This is a genomic window from Dyella japonica A8 (assembly GCF_000725385.1).
GTDB lineage: Bacteria > Pseudomonadota > Gammaproteobacteria > Xanthomonadales > Rhodanobacteraceae > Dyella > Dyella japonica_C.
Map to the genome: position 1 here is coordinate 3997899 of NZ_CP008884.1, position 16002 is coordinate 4013900.

Here is a 16002-nt window from a genome sequence, read left to right on the forward strand (position 1 = left end):
ACTCGGTCGATTTCATAGGATGTTCTGGTGCCAGCTTTAACTTCCGCCAAGCGACGTCGTGAGTTTCACGGAAGGGTCGGCAAGATGGATAGTTCCGTTCGCGATTGCATCAGATCCCTGCGCCTGCAAAGCCTGATCTGCACTATCCAAGGTCAGCTGAAGGCGCGGGCCAGGGATATAGACATCCCAGTCGCCATATTCAGGGTCTTTGATCTCAAGCTTTCCCTTGATGCTGAGGGTGAAGACAACCGGTATGCGGACCCACCAACCCGGCGCCGCTGCCTGTCGGCCGGAGGTTGGCACTCTCCATGTCCATGACGACAAAGCGCTGGTAGCCGCGTTTGCGAGGTCCTTCCGGAACTGATCCTGATACTTCTTGGGAACGGCCGTGCGCAGGTTTACCTGTTCCGCGAGCGCCTTTTGAGTCCGACCATCGCGGCCGACATAGATCAAGGTGTAAACGGTGCCGTTGACGTTCCCGGTGACGGCCTCACCCGGATACTTTGGCTCAGTGCGCGTGGCAGGAACCACGGTCTCATCGGCAGCCCTGAAGTCGTCGTCGAAGGACGCGGAAACAATGCTGATGGCATCGTGGTGGGCATCGACGGCTTTCGCCATGAGGCGAATTGTCATGCGCTCAGTGATGTCCACAGGCAGCGCAACGTTTCGCTCAAATGTCCAGGTGGGGATGTTCCTGTTGAGCAGGTCGCGTGCAGCTGCTGGAAGCTTTTCTGCTTGATCGACCTTAAAGCTGTGCACCTTTCCATCGGGGCTCACCAGGACGGTGCCGGTCACCAGTGTACTGGCGACCATCTGCTGACGAAGGTCTTCCGCGCAACTCCCCGACGACCATAGACCGATGCCTACGCCCAGCATGCCCATCACGAGCTTCTTCATATGCCCCCCTGTACGCCCCCTCTGGCGCTGAGGCTAGCTTAGAGCGTGCCTCTACAAGAGGCCATAGCGCCGCTCGGGAGCTCCCAGACCGCGAGTTCCCACAGCGCTTGAACGGTACGGACCGAGGGCCTTCAATCCGTCGTGTCGCTAGATTCATCCGTCACCTCCTTTTGACTGATAAGACCGACTGACCCTTCGATGTCCGCTTCGGGTCGAAAGCGGACATTAACCGATACCTCGCCGAACGTTATGAAGCCCCCTGACTCGTTACCCCGCCCCTGCCCGAAGCCCAAGGCCAATACCGCGAAGCGGCGTCAGCCCGAACCCATCGTTCGATCTGTGCCTATTTCGGTGGCGCGGGATTCGCGGCAGGCATAGCGATGGGCAGAATGCTGGCGATGCGCCAACCCGTCGATGTCTTGACCAGCGTCTGGTTCATAAGGAAAGGCATGTCGGGCGCGGGTTGGCCCGTGGCGCCGATGTTGAAGGTGATCGGAACAAAAATTTGCGCGGAGGTGCTGGATAGGGAAATCACTTTCAGATTTGCCATGTCGGGCGTGAGCTTCCAGGTTCCCTTGTAGAGGGAGTCGAATCGCTTCAATGCTGCTTCCCGGCCCCATATGGACGTGCCACGCGTGATCCATAGAAAGTCCGGGGAATCCAGAAGCAGGTTACGTACCGAGCTCAGGTCGTGGGAATTCTGTGCGGACACGAAGTGTTCGAAAGTGGATTTGATGTCGTCATTGTCGCCCGCCATGACGGGGCGAACGATCAACGCCATGGCCATGGAAGCCATCAGACATGCGGCAATTTTCATGTTCCCCTCCAAGTGAAAGAAGCGCTGAAACGTACCGAAAGAACAGTCCCATCAGACGATGGGGAGCATGCTCGTTCCTGAGCATGCGAGGCAGAAGGTCGTCCCTGTTCACCTGACGCATCCGGATCGGGTTGATAAAGCGCATCGATGCCTTTCACAAAAGATCACGACACAGATCGGGCTTGCAGAGTCCGTTGTGGATCGAAAGCGAACATCACCTCAACGCCCCCACGCGCGGCCTTTCATGGACATAGAAGATATTGCTTCACCGCCCTGGCCCACGCGGCCTTGGCATCAAAGGGGACCACGAGCGGTTGAGCCATATGGGCCCCCGTAAAGGGGCCGAGGCCATGTTGAACCATGTAGCCCGGGAAGTATTCGGGAGGCCCCATGCGAGCGACCTCCTTGCAGTAGACGAGGCGCTTTGGCATATCCTCGAGTGTCTTCGACGCAAGCGACTGGAACGCCGAGACTTTATCCGCTGGGAGTGAGGCGTAGGTCACCATCGGTAGCAGCTGGCTTGCCTGGTGTGCCGATACATCGACGACTCGTTGCCGGTCGAATGCGCCATACGATCCCGCCAGCGCAAACATGAATATCCCGTCGTCATATCGTCCAGACGAAATGCAGCTCCCAATGCTCCTCCACAGCTCAACCGGGCTCATCCTGTTGGTGAGCCTGGTCTTGTCGAGGCATGCCACCGGCGAAGGTTGCGATGAAGGCGTGGGTGTTCCCGGCTGATGGTCGCTCCCCCGGAGGGGTGACGAAATGGCGCCCGCACCTTGCGCTAAGCCTGCCGGGTGCTGATGCGTGCGGACGGACATGCGCTGCTGGAGATACGACTCGAGCCCATTTTTCTGGGCGATATCCACCGCAGGAGCGAACTGCCCGATATCGAGGAAATGATCGATCAAGGCCATGGCCTGCCGCCGCTGCTGCTCAGTGAGCGCGCCAGCCGCTGGCTTGGCAAACGTCACGGCGGGTGGGTCGTTGGGCTTACCGGGACAAGGTGTGTCCTGGTACGAGGTGGCCCCATCCTTCTGCTTGCATTCGAAAACCGATTGCCCGTGGGCGGTGGCGGCGAACAGGCACAAAGCGAAAAAGGGATACCAGCGCATCTCCCACTCCCCCGAGTTCTGCGGACCCACTTCACTGGCGTGAACACCCCTGATGCTAGCGGCGCATACCTGCCCATGACTGACATGGGGCTGTCGGCTAACAGCGGCAATTCGGCCTATTTCCCGTCACGCGGGTTTCAGGCAGCGGAGTCGTGTGACCGGGTTGGGCTATGAGAGATCTGGGCGACAAGGCTGCTCGCCACGAGGCGACTGCGGTATGGCCTGTCGCGGGAGGGTGTGCCCCGGAGGAGAGGTTTCTTCGAACGTGAACGAGCACCCCAGGCCCGACGTGGCGATTCACCCAAAGCCCCGGGCCTCACGGAGACAACTTGCCTCGAGCTGGTGAAAGGCTGGGCGCCTGGCCGGTCCAGCGCTTGTAGGCCTGGGAAAAGGAAGACAGATCGCTGAAGCCCAGGCGCTCGGCAACCTCGGTAAGGGAGTGATGCGGATTGCCCAGCAGCCGATCCGCCTTGGTGCGCCGGCTCTCTTCGAGCAACTCGCGGAACGACGTGCCGTCGTCGTGGAACCACCGCTTGAGACTACGCTCGCTGGTGCACAGAAAGGCGGCGACGTCCGCCAGTTTCGGGGTGCAGGCATCGGGCGTGGCTGCCAGATACTCGCGAACGAGCGTCGGCGTATCGAGTTGCGTCCTGCGCTGCTCCACCAGCTCTTCGCACATGCGCTCGCACATGGCCGCCGTGGTGACATTGGCCTGCGGCAGCGCTCGCTGCGTCAGCGCACGTGGAATGGCAACCAGGTTTTCCGCCGCGCGCCAACGCGGCACACATCCGAGCGCCTCGGCCAGCTCGCCATGGATTGACGTGGGCGCGGGGCGGCCGCGCAGCTGCATCGCTGTCAGTGGAGCGCTGACGCCGCTGATATCGCACAGCACGCGTACCGTGGCCCCCATGGCACGCTCGGCGACAAAGCCCTGCATCGCGGCATCCATGCTTGCGGGAGGCTCGAACCACAGCTTGTCCAGATCGCCATCGCGGCGGTGCGTGATGGCAACGTAGCTATAGGTCAACGGCAGAAAGCGCTGCACCAGGCGCAGGGCGTCGAAGGCCGTAGCGCTGCTCATCATGCCCAGGCCCAGCACACCGTAGGCCGACAGCTGATAACCCAGGCCCAACTGCAAGCCAAGGCCGGAACAGTCGGGAACCATGCGCAGCAGGTTGGCTATGACGGCCAGTTCCTGGCCAGGGCTAAGACTGACCTGTGCGTTCTCGATCTGCGCCAGGGTCAGCTGCGTGCCGGCCAGCAATTGGGCCGTAGTGAAGCCCCGGCTACGTCCGAAATCCAGCAGCAGGCGGACACTGGCGGGACTACGGGTGAAGTTCCAGAAGTTCATGCGCGGGCGACCCTGCCGATGCCGGAGTCATTATAAACATGGCCCAAAACATAAAGCGTCTGGCCCAAGCCACTCTCCGTCCGCGCCCCGGCGCTGGATAGGCTGCGTGCATCGACAGCGGCTGTTACGGAGGTTTCCATGAACTACACAGACCAAGTGGCGTGGCGGCAGATCCAGTCATTCCTGCCACAGGCGTATCAGCTCCAGCCCGGCGACGAACCGCAGGAGGAATGGTGGTCATGGCGACAGCACCGCATCCACCTCGACTGCTACCGCAACCCCGAGGCGCCGCTGAAGGTCATCCTGTTCCATGGCGTCGGCACCAATGGCCGGCAGATGTCGACCATCCTCGGCGCCCCGCTCGCCCGGCACGGCTTCGAAACCATCGCCATCGACATGCCGGGTTACGGCCTCACCGAAGTGGCTGCCGGCGCGCCGATACGCTATGACGACTGGGTCCAGGCCGGCAGTGACCTGATCGACGCCGAGCTAGCCAGAGACTCACGCCCCATCGTGCTCTATGGACTGAGTGCGGGCGGCATGGAGACTTACCACGTCGCCGCGCTGAACCGTAAGGTCAAGGGTATCGTCGGCATGACCTTCCTTGACCAACGCCTGCAACAGGTGCGCGACGAAACAGCCCTCAACATGTTCATGAGCCGCGTTGGCGGCCCCCTGCTGACACTCTCCGCCAAAACCCCGCTGGCTGGCATGCGGCTGCCGATGTCCCTGGCAAGCAAGATGCACGCCCTGGTCAATGACAAGGCGGCGTTGAAGGCGTGCATGGCGGACAAGACCTCCGCCGGCAACTGGGTCACCACCCGTTTTCTTGCCAGCTACATGAACTACACACCTGTCATCGAACCCGAAGACTTCGACGTGTGCCCCATCCTGCTGACACAACCCGCGCAGGATCATTGGACGCCACTGCACCTGAGCGAACGGTTCCTCCGCCGCATCCACCGTGTGCCGGTCCGCAGGACGATGCTGGACAACGCGGGGCACTATCCCATCGAGCTCCCGGGACTGGACCAGATGGTCTCGGCCATTCGCGCCTTTCTTGGCGACGTGATGCAGGCAGAGCGGTGAGGCATCGCCATCGCATGACTGAAGCGTCCACTGTGGGCCGAAGGCGGACGCTTCACGGCAACGACGGCATCAGGCCCTCTTCACCACCCTGATGAACATCCCGCCGACGCGCAACAGCCCTGCCCGGATATAGCGATGGATCACCAGCGTGATGAGCGCCATCACCGAGCCGATGATGCTCGGCAGGACGCCACCAAAGGTATAGGCCATGCCCAGCACGAAGCCCAACAGGTATTCAGCGCGATAGATGGGGGCCACCAGCGCGATCAGGAATAGCGATTCAAACATCAGGCCGGTGACCTGATCGTTGCCAAGCGTGAAGAAGATCGACAGCAGCGCACCGAAACACAACGCACTGATGAAGCCGGCTACGGCATATCGCATCGACATGCCCGCTGGCGACGTAACGCGACGATGCACGCGGCCGATCAGGAACCACGTCACCCATGGAAGTATCAAACCGCCCCACCCGTTTGAAATGGCCGGCAAATCGGCGCGAGCAAGCAGGTGGTGGCTGGCCACTCCACCATGAAGGTGCTGCCAGACGAGAAAGATCCACTCGGCGGCTGCCACCGATGCCGTCGCCACGCTACGCGCGCGCAAGAACTGCCGCTCGTCCATTGCCCCTCCGATGCATCGGTGAAAAAGGTTTCTCGAAGGCTCCATCCTGTCGAGCGATCACCACCGGAAGGATCATCACGACGGCACCCGGATCACCACAGTGCCGTTCGTCACTTGGTGCCAGTGGTCACCCCTCGGCCCTCACGGCGCCAGGGTGTCATCGCTCATGTCCTGCCCTTCAGATCCCTGTACACAGACGCCAATGGCGCCACCATGATGGCGAACAAGGGGCCCACCAACGCGAAGCCCAGGGCGATTGCCGGGGACAGCGTGAGCAACAGGGGCACGACGTGGGGCATTTGCCCCGTGGGGAAGAACGCCTGCAGATGAGCCTTGTCAAGGCCACCCAGTTGCCCATAGGCGATCGCCATAACGATGCCTTCGATGATCAACGCGAACACGAAAGCGATGACGGCGAGTGTGATGCCCAGGCCGGCCAGCTTCCAGGCGTGGCCTTCCGTCAATGCCCAGGACTCAGGCAGGCGAAACTCCTTCTCGGCGAATGTCATGACAGGGCCAAGGGATAGCCGAACGGCCACCCAGATCCACACGCCGGCGGCTGCCATCACCACGCAGCCAATGAGCACGACACGGGTCAGCGTGGCCGCGGCCGGGTCGGCGATCAAGCTACCGATCAGCCAGGCCAGGCTGCCCAGGACGCCCCCGCCGAGCATCACCGCCAACAACGCAAACATGACGATCAGGCCGTAGACGAACAGCGACAAAGCCAGCCAAAGCTCCTGCTTGCCGAAGCGCAGGGAGAAAAAACGGCGATTGTCGGGTTCCAGCATGCTGCGATAGACGGCGCCCACCAGAAGCGCCCGCCCCGCCAGGCCGGTCACCATCATCAGCGGGTTGGCCATCATCATCCTGCTTTGCAGGCGAAAGATGTCCGCAGGCATGCCCCCATGAGGGTCCATCTGCCGGAGATTCGCGAAGAGCGATGGCATCTCCGACAACAGGTAGCCAAACGTCAATGCGATGGGAACGACCACGACGAGCAGGTAGGCCACGCTCCAGGCCAACACCGACACCGGCCGCCGCACGACAAGGGAGAACCCCGAGCCGATCGCTTTGCTTATCGAAAAATCCGCCACGGTTTTCCCCCTGCAGGACATGGTGAGCATGACAATGCATGTCGTCTGGCCGCCAACAGATCGTTTCGCAACGCTTGGCCGTGCGTCTGGCGCAGGTTAGCGTGGCCAACGCTCCCGATAAATGGCCTGCGCCCACGGTTCCATCCTGACGGCACCCTCCTCCACCAGCGACGTCACGGGCACCGGTAGAGCCCGCCACTGTCGATCCGCCATGCCTTGCATGGGTCGGAAGCAGACAGGGCGAAAGCGTGACCTATGGGTGTCTACCAAACGCTGACCGGTCCACCTATCATCGCGCCACAAGCTGCCTGACGCAGTGAAGTTGTGTCATCCCTAACGGACTTACGGGGTACATGATATGTCGCAGAGCAAGTTTGCAGCACTCGCGTTTTTCTCGCTCCTGGCAGCGGCCTGCGCGGCACAGCCAACCCACACGGATGGGCAGGCAAAGACGAATACCGCCGATGTGCGACGTGTGCGTTGCATCACCGTGCCTGCCATGAATGTGGCTGGCTCGCACACGCAGACCCTGGCCAACACCAACTATTCGAGCTGCAACAACGGCTCGAATGATGGGCACTGATTGCCGGCGTAAAGGTCGGCCCTGACGAAGCGAGAAAAAGTGGCAGAGGGCTTTTCCAGCCCTGGAAGAGCCCTCTGCCTCTTTTCTGACGTCCTTTTTTCCTTAGCCAGAGAACTTCGCCATGACGGCCTACGTCCACGTCAATCTGCGTATCAAAGATCCGGCCAGGCAAGCGGCACTGGCGCCACGCTTTCAGGCGGCGCTGCAGGCAGCCGGGGGACGTATCCTCCATTTCGGGCCCGTGGCCCAGGTGCTGGAAGGAGACGTGGCGCCCTTGCCCATGGCCGGGATCTTCGAGTTCGCGACCCTGGCCGATGCGCTGGCGTTCTACCGGTCGGCGGAGTACGCGCCGATCAAGCTAGAGCGTGAGGCGGCGCAGGAAGCACGCATGTTCGTCGTCGACGCGGGCTGAGCGCTCATCGACCATCGCCTGGCGGAAAAGACGGGCCCAGCGCCATCCACTCCTCGAATTCCGCGGCCGTCATGGGCGGGCCGATATACCAGCCTTGCGCGCAATCGCAGCCCACGTCACGCAGGAAATTCCACTGCGTGAGCTTTTCCACGCCCTCCGCCAGCACACGCATGTTCATGTTGCGTCCCATGGCCACGATGGTCGAGACAAGGCTGACGGCCTTGGGGTCGTCCGGCAAGCCGCTCATGAAGCTCCGGTCGATCTTGAGCACCTGTATGGGAAAGCGGTTGAGGTAGGCCAGCGACGAATAGCCCATGCCGAAATCGTCGATGGCAAAACTCAGGCCCAGATCGCGCAGCCGCGACAGCATGGCGGACACCGCTGTCCCGTGTTGCAGCAGGCTGCCCTCGGTGATCTCCAGCTCGAGCAAGTGCGGCGGCAGGCCGGACGCCCCCAGGGCATCGGACACATGCTCGTACAGGTCGGCGCTGCCGAACTGCCGTGGCGACAGGTTCACCGCCATGCGCAGCTCCGGCCATCCGCGCCGCAGCCAATGCGCCGCGCGATGACAGGCTTCCTGCAGCACCCAGTCGCCGATGGCACTGATGAAGCCGGTTTCCTCAGCGTAGGGAATGAAGCGGTCCGGCATCACCACGTGGGTTTCGTCACGCCGCCAGCGCAGCAGTGCTTCCACGCCCACCACCTTGCCCGTGCGCAGTTCCACCTGCGGCTGGTAGAGCAACACGAACTCATCGCGCTGCAGCGCTGCACGCAGGCCTTCGCCCAGATCGAGCAGGCCCTGGGCCTCGCTGCTCAGGGAAGCGCTGTAGAAGCGGAAGCGCGCGCGCCCTTCCCGCTTGGCTTGCCCCAGTGCCGCGTCGGCATGGCGCAGCAGTGACGCGCCGTCGCTACCGTCGCCGGGGTAGATGCCGATGCCGATGCTGGCACTGACGAAAATGTTTCGGTCACCCCATGCGAAACCCTTGGCGACCAGCCGCAGCATGCGCTCGGCGGCAGCCGTGATGGTGGTGGTGTCGAGCGTGCCAAGCAGGGTGACGGCGAACGCGTCCGCGCCGATGCGCGCCACGGTATGCGCCTGCTCGATGCCGGAAAGACGCTCGGCCATCGCCTTGATCAGCTCGTCGCCTACCTCATGGCCAACGCTTTCGTTCACGCGCTTGAAGTGATCCAGCCCGATCAGGAACAACGCCAGCCGCGCGCCCTCCCCCTGCTTGATCGCATGGTCGATGCGGTCCGTCAGCAAGGCACGATTGGGCAGCCGCGTCAGCGCATCGTGGTAGGCAAGAAAACCAAGATCCCTGGTGCGTCGCTCAACGGCGCGCCGCAGAGTGAACACCCACACGCTCAGCGCCATACCCGCGATGACCACGAGCAGCAGGGCGTAAGCGAAGATCTGCGTGTAGGGCGTGTAGCTCACCGGGCGCCCCATCCATTTGCGCTGCAGCGCGTCGCGCTCTTCACCGGTGATGAGCTTCATGCCTTCGGCCACCACGGCCAGCGTGTCGCCATGGCCCTTGAGCACGGCGCGATGGAATTCGCCGGTATAGAACTCAAAGGCACGATTGAAGCCGGTGCCCTGACCGGTCTTGTAGAGGTAATAGTTTGCGGGGTAATCGTCCATGCACAGGATGCGCACGTCGCGGCGGCGCACCGCGTCGATCATTTCGGTATAGCCGCTGTACTGCTTGAGCGCCGTGATGCCGTGCTGCCTGAGGTGTTCGCTGCAGGCGTCGCCGCGCTCCACGCCCACTTCGAAACCGTGCAGGCCATCCACGTCGTCGATGCCGGAGATGGTGGCATCGACATAGATGCCCACGGTGACCTTGGCGTAGGGCTCGGAGTAGTCATACAGGGCTTCCCGCTCGGGCGTGCGGAACATCAGCTCGATCACGTCGGCCTTGCCATCGCGCAGCATCTGCTGGGCATTGGCCCAGTTGGTGGGCACCAGCTCCACGTGGATACCGGTTTTCTCTTCCCACAGCTTCCATTCGTCCACCAGGTAGCCACGCGGCTGATGGTCGGGGCCAATGAAAAGATACGGCGGGTAGTTGTTGTCGCTGACCACGCGCAACGTGGTCGGCGTCGCCTGTACGGTCGCCGCCATCAGGACTGCCAACAGGAGTGCCGATAACGCCTTGAGCACTCGTTCGCCCTCCGTTTGCGAAAGATGGCTACTGCCCGATGCCGGCGGATGCCGGGCCATGCCTCATGCGAACACCCGTCGTCCGGCACCCGGCCCGGCCGCCCGCGCGAACCACCGCGAGCACCGTTGCCAGGCATGGCCACGTGAAGCTAATCCCCTGTGCCGTGAACGAAGCATGCAGAAACGGAGCCTGGAGGCGAGGCCCGCTGCAGCTGTTGCCACCTTTCGGTTGTATCGGCCGCGCGTGCGAATGGTTGAGCATCCGCAGGGTGCGACAGCCTGACACGCCGGGTTTTGCTCGAATCCGGGAGCCTTCACGCCCGTGGCGAGGCATCGCCCAAATGACCATGCCCCGCCCTTGGGGCCGGGCATCGTTTCCTGACGGCAGAAGTAACGCGTGCGACGGTGGCCCCGCCTCTCGGCAGGGCCACACGATGGCTCACGCCAGGTCGAAGCGGTCCAGATCCATCACCTTGACCCACGCGGCGATAAAGTCATGGGTGAACTTCTCCTTCGCGTCATCGCTGGCGTACACCTCGCTGAGCGCACGCAACTGGGCATGCGAACCGAAGATCAGGTCCGCGCGCGTACCGGTCCACTTTTTCTTGCCGGTCTTGCGGTCCACGCCTTCGAACGTGTCATGCGACACAGCCTTCCACTCCGTGCCCATGTCGAGCAGGTGGCGGAAGAAGTCGTTGCTCAGCGTGCCCGGCTTGTCGGTGAACACGCCATGCGTGTCCTTGCCGTGGTTGGCGCCGAGCACGCGCAGGCCGCCGATGAGCACGGTCATCTCGGGTGCCGTCAGCGTCAGCAGCTGCGCCTTGTCGATCAACAGAACCTCGGGGGGTACGCTGAACTTTTCCTTGGCGAAGTTGCGGAAACCATCGGCCACCGGTTCGAGCATGCCCACCGACTCCACGTCGGTCTGCTGCTGCGTGGCATCCATGCGGCCGGGCGAGAACGGCACGGTGACGTTCTGGCCGGCGTTTTTCGCGGCCTGCTCGATGCCTGCACCACCGGCCAGCACGATCAGATCGGCCAGCGAGATTTTCTTGCCGCCGCCCGCCGACGTGTTGAAGTCAGCCTGCACGCCTTCGAGCACCTTCAGCACCTTGGCCAGTTCCTCCGGCTCGTTGGCCTTCCAGTCCTTCTGCGGCGCAAGACGGATGCGCGCACCGTTGGCGCCGCCACGCTTGTCGCCACCACGGAAGGTGGAGGCCGACGCCCAGGCGGTCTTCACCAGCTGCGACACGGACAAACCGGAGGCGAGGATCTTCTGCTTAAGCGCGGCGACGTCTTTGTCATCGACCAGTGCATGATCGACGGCCGGAATCGGATCCTGCCAGGCAAAGGTCTCCTTTGGCACTTCCGGACCCAGGTAACGGGAAAGCGGCCCCATATCGCGATGCGTCAGCTTGTACCAGGCGCGGGCGAAGGCGTCAGCGAACTTGTCCGGATGGGCCAGGAAGTCGCGCGAGATCTTTTCGAAGCCCGGATCAAAACGCAGCGACAGGTCCGTGGTAAGCATGGTCGGCAGCTGCTTCTTCTTCGGGTCGAAGGCATGCGGCACGGTCGCCTCGCCACCCTTGGCCACCCACTGGTTGGCCCCGGCCGGGCTCTTGGTCAGCTCCCACTCGTTATTGAACAGGTTCTGGAAGAAGCCCATGCCCCACTGGGTCGGCGTGCTGGTCCAGGTCACTTCCAGGCCGCTGGTGATGGCGTCCGAACCGCGGCCGGTGCCGAAGCTGCTCTTCCAGCCCAGGCCTTGCAGTTCGATGCCGGCGGCCTCGGGCTCGGGACCGACGTGGTCGGCGGGGCCGGCGCCGTGCGTCTTGCCGAAGGTGTGGCCACCGGCAATCAGCGCCACGGTTTCCTCGTCACTCATCGCCATGCGGCCGAAGGTGTCGCGGATGTCCTTGGCGGCGGCAAGCGGGTCGGGTTTGCCGTCCGGGCCTTCCGGATTCACGTAGATCAGGCCCATCTGCACCGCGGCCAACGGGTTGGACAGGTGGCGGGCGTGCTCACTGCCGTGCAGTTCCTTTTCGGCGACGACCACGCCTTCCTTCTCATGACCCGGGGTGCCCTTGCCATAGCGGATGTCGCCGCCCAGCCAGGTTTTCTCGTTGCCCCAGTAAACGTCCTGGTCGGGTTCCCAGGTGTCTTCGCGGCCACCGGCGAAACCGAAGGTCTTGAAGCCCATGGTTTCCAGCGCGACGTTGCCGGCGAGGATCATCAGGTCGGCCCAGGAGATCTTCTGGCCGTATTTCTGCTTGATCGGCCACAACAGGCGGCGCGCCTTGTCGAGGCTGACGTTGTCGGGCCAGCTGTTGAGCGGCGCGAAGCGCTGCTGGCCACGCCCGCCGCCGCCACGCCCGTCGCCGATGCGATACGTGCCGGCGCTATGCCAGGCCATGCGGATGAACAGGCCACCGTAATGGCCGAAGTCGGCGGGCCACCACTCCTGCGAATCGGTCATGAGCGCGGCGAGGTCTTTTTTCAGCGCGGCGTAATCGAGGCTCTTGAAGGCCTTGACGTAATTGAAACTCTGGTCCAGCGGATTGGACTTGCTGGAGTGCTGGGCGAGCAGATCCACCCGCAGCTGCTTGGGCCACCAGTCCTGGTTGGTGGTGCCGCTGCCTGCGGCGTGGGGGAACGGGCATTTGGCTTCGTTGGACATGCGCTTTCTCCTTGGGAGACTGATCCACTACGGGTACGACGATGGCGTGCGGTTTCCCTGGTACGTCGACAGTGCGGCCGGGCCTTTTTCAGGCAGCCGCATCCGGGCGTCCCCCGAGGGGCCACCGGTCATGCATGAGGCGGTTTCGATGGTCAATGTCGCGGCGTGCATGGGACCCGTATGGCTCGCGTCGACAAACCTCTCGTCCATGGAATTTACGCAAGGGCCATCGTCAAGAGAATTTGATTTTTGCAATGCCAGCGATAGGGCGAACCTATGGCTTCAGTGGCGTCGGTCCCTCATCCTGTTCGCGGCGCAGCGCTCTTTTTGCAAGAGCTTCACGACACGAACACGCGCGTTCGACAAAGCGGAACTAATACGGCAAGTGGGGTGAAGGTGGCGTGGTGCGTCCGCGGCCACCGCGACGTCCGCGGTGCTTGTCCCTCGCATGGTTCCAGTGCGCGGATCTTACGCAGGCTGATCCGCCGCAGACTTCCCCATTCGGGTACGGATACGGATGGGATCGGGTACAACCCGTCATGCCACCGGCGGGCTCTCGTGCAGCGGCACCTCCAGCGATACCGTCGTGCCCTCGCCCACGGCGCTGCGCAATTCCAGCATGGCGCCCAGCCGCTGGGCGCGGGCACGCAGGCTGGCCAGGCCCATGCCTTGCGCATGGGCCGCCGTATCGAAACCGCAGCCATCGTCGCGCACCTCGGCCCGCAGGCTGACCGGATCGCGGCGCATCACCAGTTCTACCTTGCTCGCACCACTGTGCTTGAGCACGTTGGTCAGCGCCTCCTGCAGGAAGCGCAGCACGTCGAGGCTGCGCGCGGGCCCCAGGTGGAGCTGTTCGACGCCTTCCAGCCGCCAGTGGCTGGCCACGCCCGCCACGTCCATGCGCTGGCTCCAGCGATGCCGCAGCGGTGCCACCAGCCCGGCCAGGTCCGCGCTCTGCTCCTGCGTGGTGGTGTCGATGATCAGGCGCAGATCGTCGCGCAGCTCCTTGAGCGTGGCGACGATGCGTGCCGTTTCCGGCGTGGGCGGCGACTGTTCCAGCGTCGCAATGGTGCTGAGCAGGCTGCCGCCGAAACCGTCGTGCAGGTCGCGCACCAGGTTGAGCCGCTCGCCGATGCGCGTGTTGGTCAGCGCCAGCGCGTGTTCGCGCGCCAGCGTGCTGGACAGGTCGCGGGTGGCCACCTCGACCTCAAGGCGCAGCTCCACGTTGAAGTTCTCCACCCGCCTGACCGCGGCGGCGAAGCGGTGCGCCAGCACCGAACTCATGCCGATCAAGGTCAGCGGTGACGTGAGCGCGAGCAGATAGGTGTCGCCCCGGATCACCCCGAAGAACAACAGGAAGTCATGTCCCGAGGTCAGCACCGGGATCAGCAGACAGGCGGCCAGCATGCGCTGGTCGGTGCGCCGCGTGCGCGCGGCATGCACGATGAACACGAAAATGGCCGTGTAGTACAGCAGGCCACCGCCTACGACCAGCGCGTTGCGATGCGGCCCCACGCGCTCCGGCCACGCCAGCGCACAGGCCAGCGCCACCACGTTGAGCACCAGCAGCGTGCGCTCGAACGACGGCTTGCGCCTGCCGCAGTAACGCAACAGGAACACCACAAAGCCCGAGGCGGAAGCAAAATACAGCGCTGCGTTGAGGGCCTGCCAGCCGTCCGTGGTGGCGAACGGCCAGATGCGGTAAGCGATGAAGTTGTAGCTGTAGGCGGCGAACACCAGCGCGCTGAAGGCATACCAGCCGTACACGACGTCCTGCCGGCGGAACAGCCAGAAGATGCCGAACAGACTACCCAGCACACCGCCCACCGCGAGGTTGAACAGCTGGCAGTCGTAGCGCCAGCGCAAGCCCGTCCGCTGCAGCGCCTCGACCGCCGGCGGGCTGCCCACCGTGACGGAGCCAAAAGCGGGCTGGTACGCGGCAAGGCCGGACACGCGCACCAGCAGTTCGTTCTCGCCCTGATGCAGCAAGGGCCGGTCGATCAGAAAATATTGCGGCTTGATCCAGCTTCGCGAAAGCGGCTCCACCAGGTTGGTATCACGATGGATCAGGCTGCCGTTGAGATAGACCGCGTCGGCCAGGCAGACATAGTCCAGCAGCAGCCCGACCGGCGCGTCCGCCTGTGCCTGGTGCCAGCGCAAGCGGTACCACACCACGCCGTCGTGCGTTGGCCAGCGCGTGGTCCAGATGTCGGGCAACCGCACCGGCGTCCAGCCCGACGTTGGCGGCGACGTCGCGTTCCAGTCCGCCACGACGGCCTCGGCCTGGTCGAGCGTGGTGGCCTGGGATGAAGACGGCGCAGGCGCCTCCCGTCGTGCGCACGCCGACAGCATGAGCAGCAGGCAGGCAAGCACGACGATCAGCGCCGGCCGTTTCAACTGAGCAGCCCCCGCACTCTTGCCTCGAACACGGCTGCCGTGCGCGAGCGCACGGCGAGCTTGCGATAGATCGCCTTGGTGTAACTCTCGATGGTCAGGCGCGACAGCCCGGTCTCGTCAGCGATCTCGCGATTGCTGTAACCGCGCGCGACCCATTGCAGGATCTCCGCCTCGCGCGGGGATATCCTGCCGCGTGCGGTCTGGTCAGACGGTTGCGCGGGCGTCGTGGGCGTGTCGTCGAAACGCGCAATGAGCGCAAGAATGCCGCGCGCCACGAACGGATCGATCGGCGCGCCGCCACGGGCCATGCTCTGCAGGGCCACACGCAGTTCCTCGTCGTCGCGTTCCTTCAGCAGGTAGCCGCTGGCCCCGGCTCGCAGCGCGGCGAGGACCTGGACCTCGTCCCTCCACGCGGAAATAACCACGCAAGTGATGTCGGGCCGATGTTCGTGCAGCCAGGCGATCAGTGCGATGCCATTGCCATCGGGCAGGCCGATATCGATCAGCACGGTGCGCAGTTCCGGCCTTGCGCAACATACTTCGCGCGCTTGCGCGATGCTGCCGGCCGTATGCCACTCCGGCGGAACATCCAGCGTGCAGAGCAACGCACCGATGCGCCGCAGCGTCGGCAGATCGTCCTCCACGATCAGTGTCGGCCCCAGGCCGGTGTCCATGCTCATCGCCGCCCCCTCGGGCAGTCGCTTGCCCCTCGGCCCGGCGAGTATAGGGGAAGCCGCCCTGCGCACGGCCCGGCGGCTTCCAGGCGGCATGCCGGTGCC

13 protein-coding genes are annotated in these 16002 nt (G+C 63.6%); 3 read left to right on the plus strand and 10 right to left on the minus strand.

Annotated features, from left to right (window positions below; genetic code table 11):
• Positions 1-36: 36 nt before the first annotated feature.
• The 4 genes from HY57_RS16825 to HY57_RS16840 all read right to left on the minus strand — a co-directional run bounded on the left by HY57_RS16825 (position 37) and on the right by HY57_RS16840 (position 4183).
• A complete protein-coding gene (locus HY57_RS16825; protein WP_019466865.1) occupies positions 37-897 on the minus strand; it encodes a hypothetical protein in 861 nt (286 codons plus the stop codon).
• A 343-nt stretch (positions 898-1240) separates the two neighbouring features.
• Positions 1241-1714, minus strand: coding sequence for a nuclear transport factor 2 family protein (locus tag HY57_RS16830; protein WP_019466866.1), 474 nt, complete (start codon positions 1712-1714; stop codon positions 1241-1243).
• A 242-nt stretch (positions 1715-1956) separates the two neighbouring features.
• A complete protein-coding gene (locus tag HY57_RS16835) occupies positions 1957-2832 on the minus strand; it encodes a DUF4124 domain-containing protein (RefSeq protein ID WP_019466867.1) in 876 nt (291 codons plus the stop codon).
• 316 nt (positions 2833-3148) lie between these two features.
• Positions 3149-4183 (minus strand): AraC family transcriptional regulator, encoded by a 1035-nt coding sequence (locus tag HY57_RS16840; RefSeq protein ID WP_019466868.1) that lies wholly within the window; start codon positions 4181-4183, stop codon positions 3149-3151.
• Positions 4184-4321: 138 nt separating this feature from the next.
• Here HY57_RS16840 and HY57_RS16845 point away from each other — a divergent pair, with 138 nt between their 5' ends.
• Positions 4322-5272, plus strand: a complete 951-nt coding sequence (locus HY57_RS16845; RefSeq protein WP_019466869.1) for an alpha/beta hydrolase — start codon at positions 4322-4324, stop codon at positions 5270-5272.
• Between the two features lie 69 nt (positions 5273-5341).
• Here HY57_RS16845 and HY57_RS21715 read toward each other — a convergent pair whose 3' ends face one another.
• Both HY57_RS21715 and HY57_RS16855 read right to left on the minus strand, forming a co-directional pair.
• Positions 5342-5893, minus strand: a complete 552-nt coding sequence (locus HY57_RS21715; protein WP_019466870.1) for a hypothetical protein — start codon at positions 5891-5893, stop codon at positions 5342-5344.
• A 164-nt stretch (positions 5894-6057) separates the two neighbouring features.
• Positions 6058-7020, minus strand: coding sequence for a hypothetical protein (locus HY57_RS16855; RefSeq protein WP_019466871.1), 963 nt, complete (start codon positions 7018-7020; stop codon positions 6058-6060).
• 328 nt (positions 7021-7348) lie between these two features.
• Here HY57_RS16855 and HY57_RS16860 point away from each other — a divergent pair, with 328 nt between their 5' ends.
• Both HY57_RS16860 and HY57_RS16865 read left to right on the plus strand, forming a co-directional pair.
• Complete coding sequence (locus HY57_RS16860; protein WP_019466872.1) at positions 7349-7573, plus strand: hypothetical protein; 225 nt, start codon at positions 7349-7351, stop codon at positions 7571-7573.
• A 121-nt stretch (positions 7574-7694) separates the two neighbouring features.
• Positions 7695-7985 (plus strand): DUF1330 domain-containing protein, encoded by a 291-nt coding sequence (locus HY57_RS16865; protein WP_019466873.1) that lies wholly within the window; start codon positions 7695-7697, stop codon positions 7983-7985.
• A 4-nt stretch (positions 7986-7989) separates the two neighbouring features.
• Here the strand turns inward: HY57_RS16865 and HY57_RS16870 are convergent, their stop codons facing one another.
• The 4 genes from HY57_RS16870 to HY57_RS16890 all read right to left on the minus strand — a co-directional run bounded on the left by HY57_RS16870 (position 7990) and on the right by HY57_RS16890 (position 15903).
• Positions 7990-10110 (minus strand): putative bifunctional diguanylate cyclase/phosphodiesterase, encoded by a 2121-nt coding sequence (locus HY57_RS16870; protein WP_019466874.1) that lies wholly within the window; start codon positions 10108-10110, stop codon positions 7990-7992.
• A 478-nt stretch (positions 10111-10588) separates the two neighbouring features.
• Positions 10589-12826, minus strand: coding sequence for a catalase/peroxidase HPI (gene katG / locus HY57_RS16875; protein WP_019466875.1), 2238 nt, complete (start codon positions 12824-12826; stop codon positions 10589-10591).
• A gap of 537 nt (positions 12827-13363) precedes the next feature.
• Positions 13364-15223, minus strand: a complete 1860-nt coding sequence (locus HY57_RS16885; RefSeq protein ID WP_019466877.1) for a sensor histidine kinase — start codon at positions 15221-15223, stop codon at positions 13364-13366.
• A complete protein-coding gene (locus HY57_RS16890) occupies positions 15220-15903 on the minus strand; it encodes a LuxR C-terminal-related transcriptional regulator (protein ID WP_026034203.1) in 684 nt (227 codons plus the stop codon). Before HY57_RS16890 ends, HY57_RS16885 begins: the two co-directional genes overlap by 4 nt.
• Positions 15904-16002: the final 99 nt, after the last annotated feature.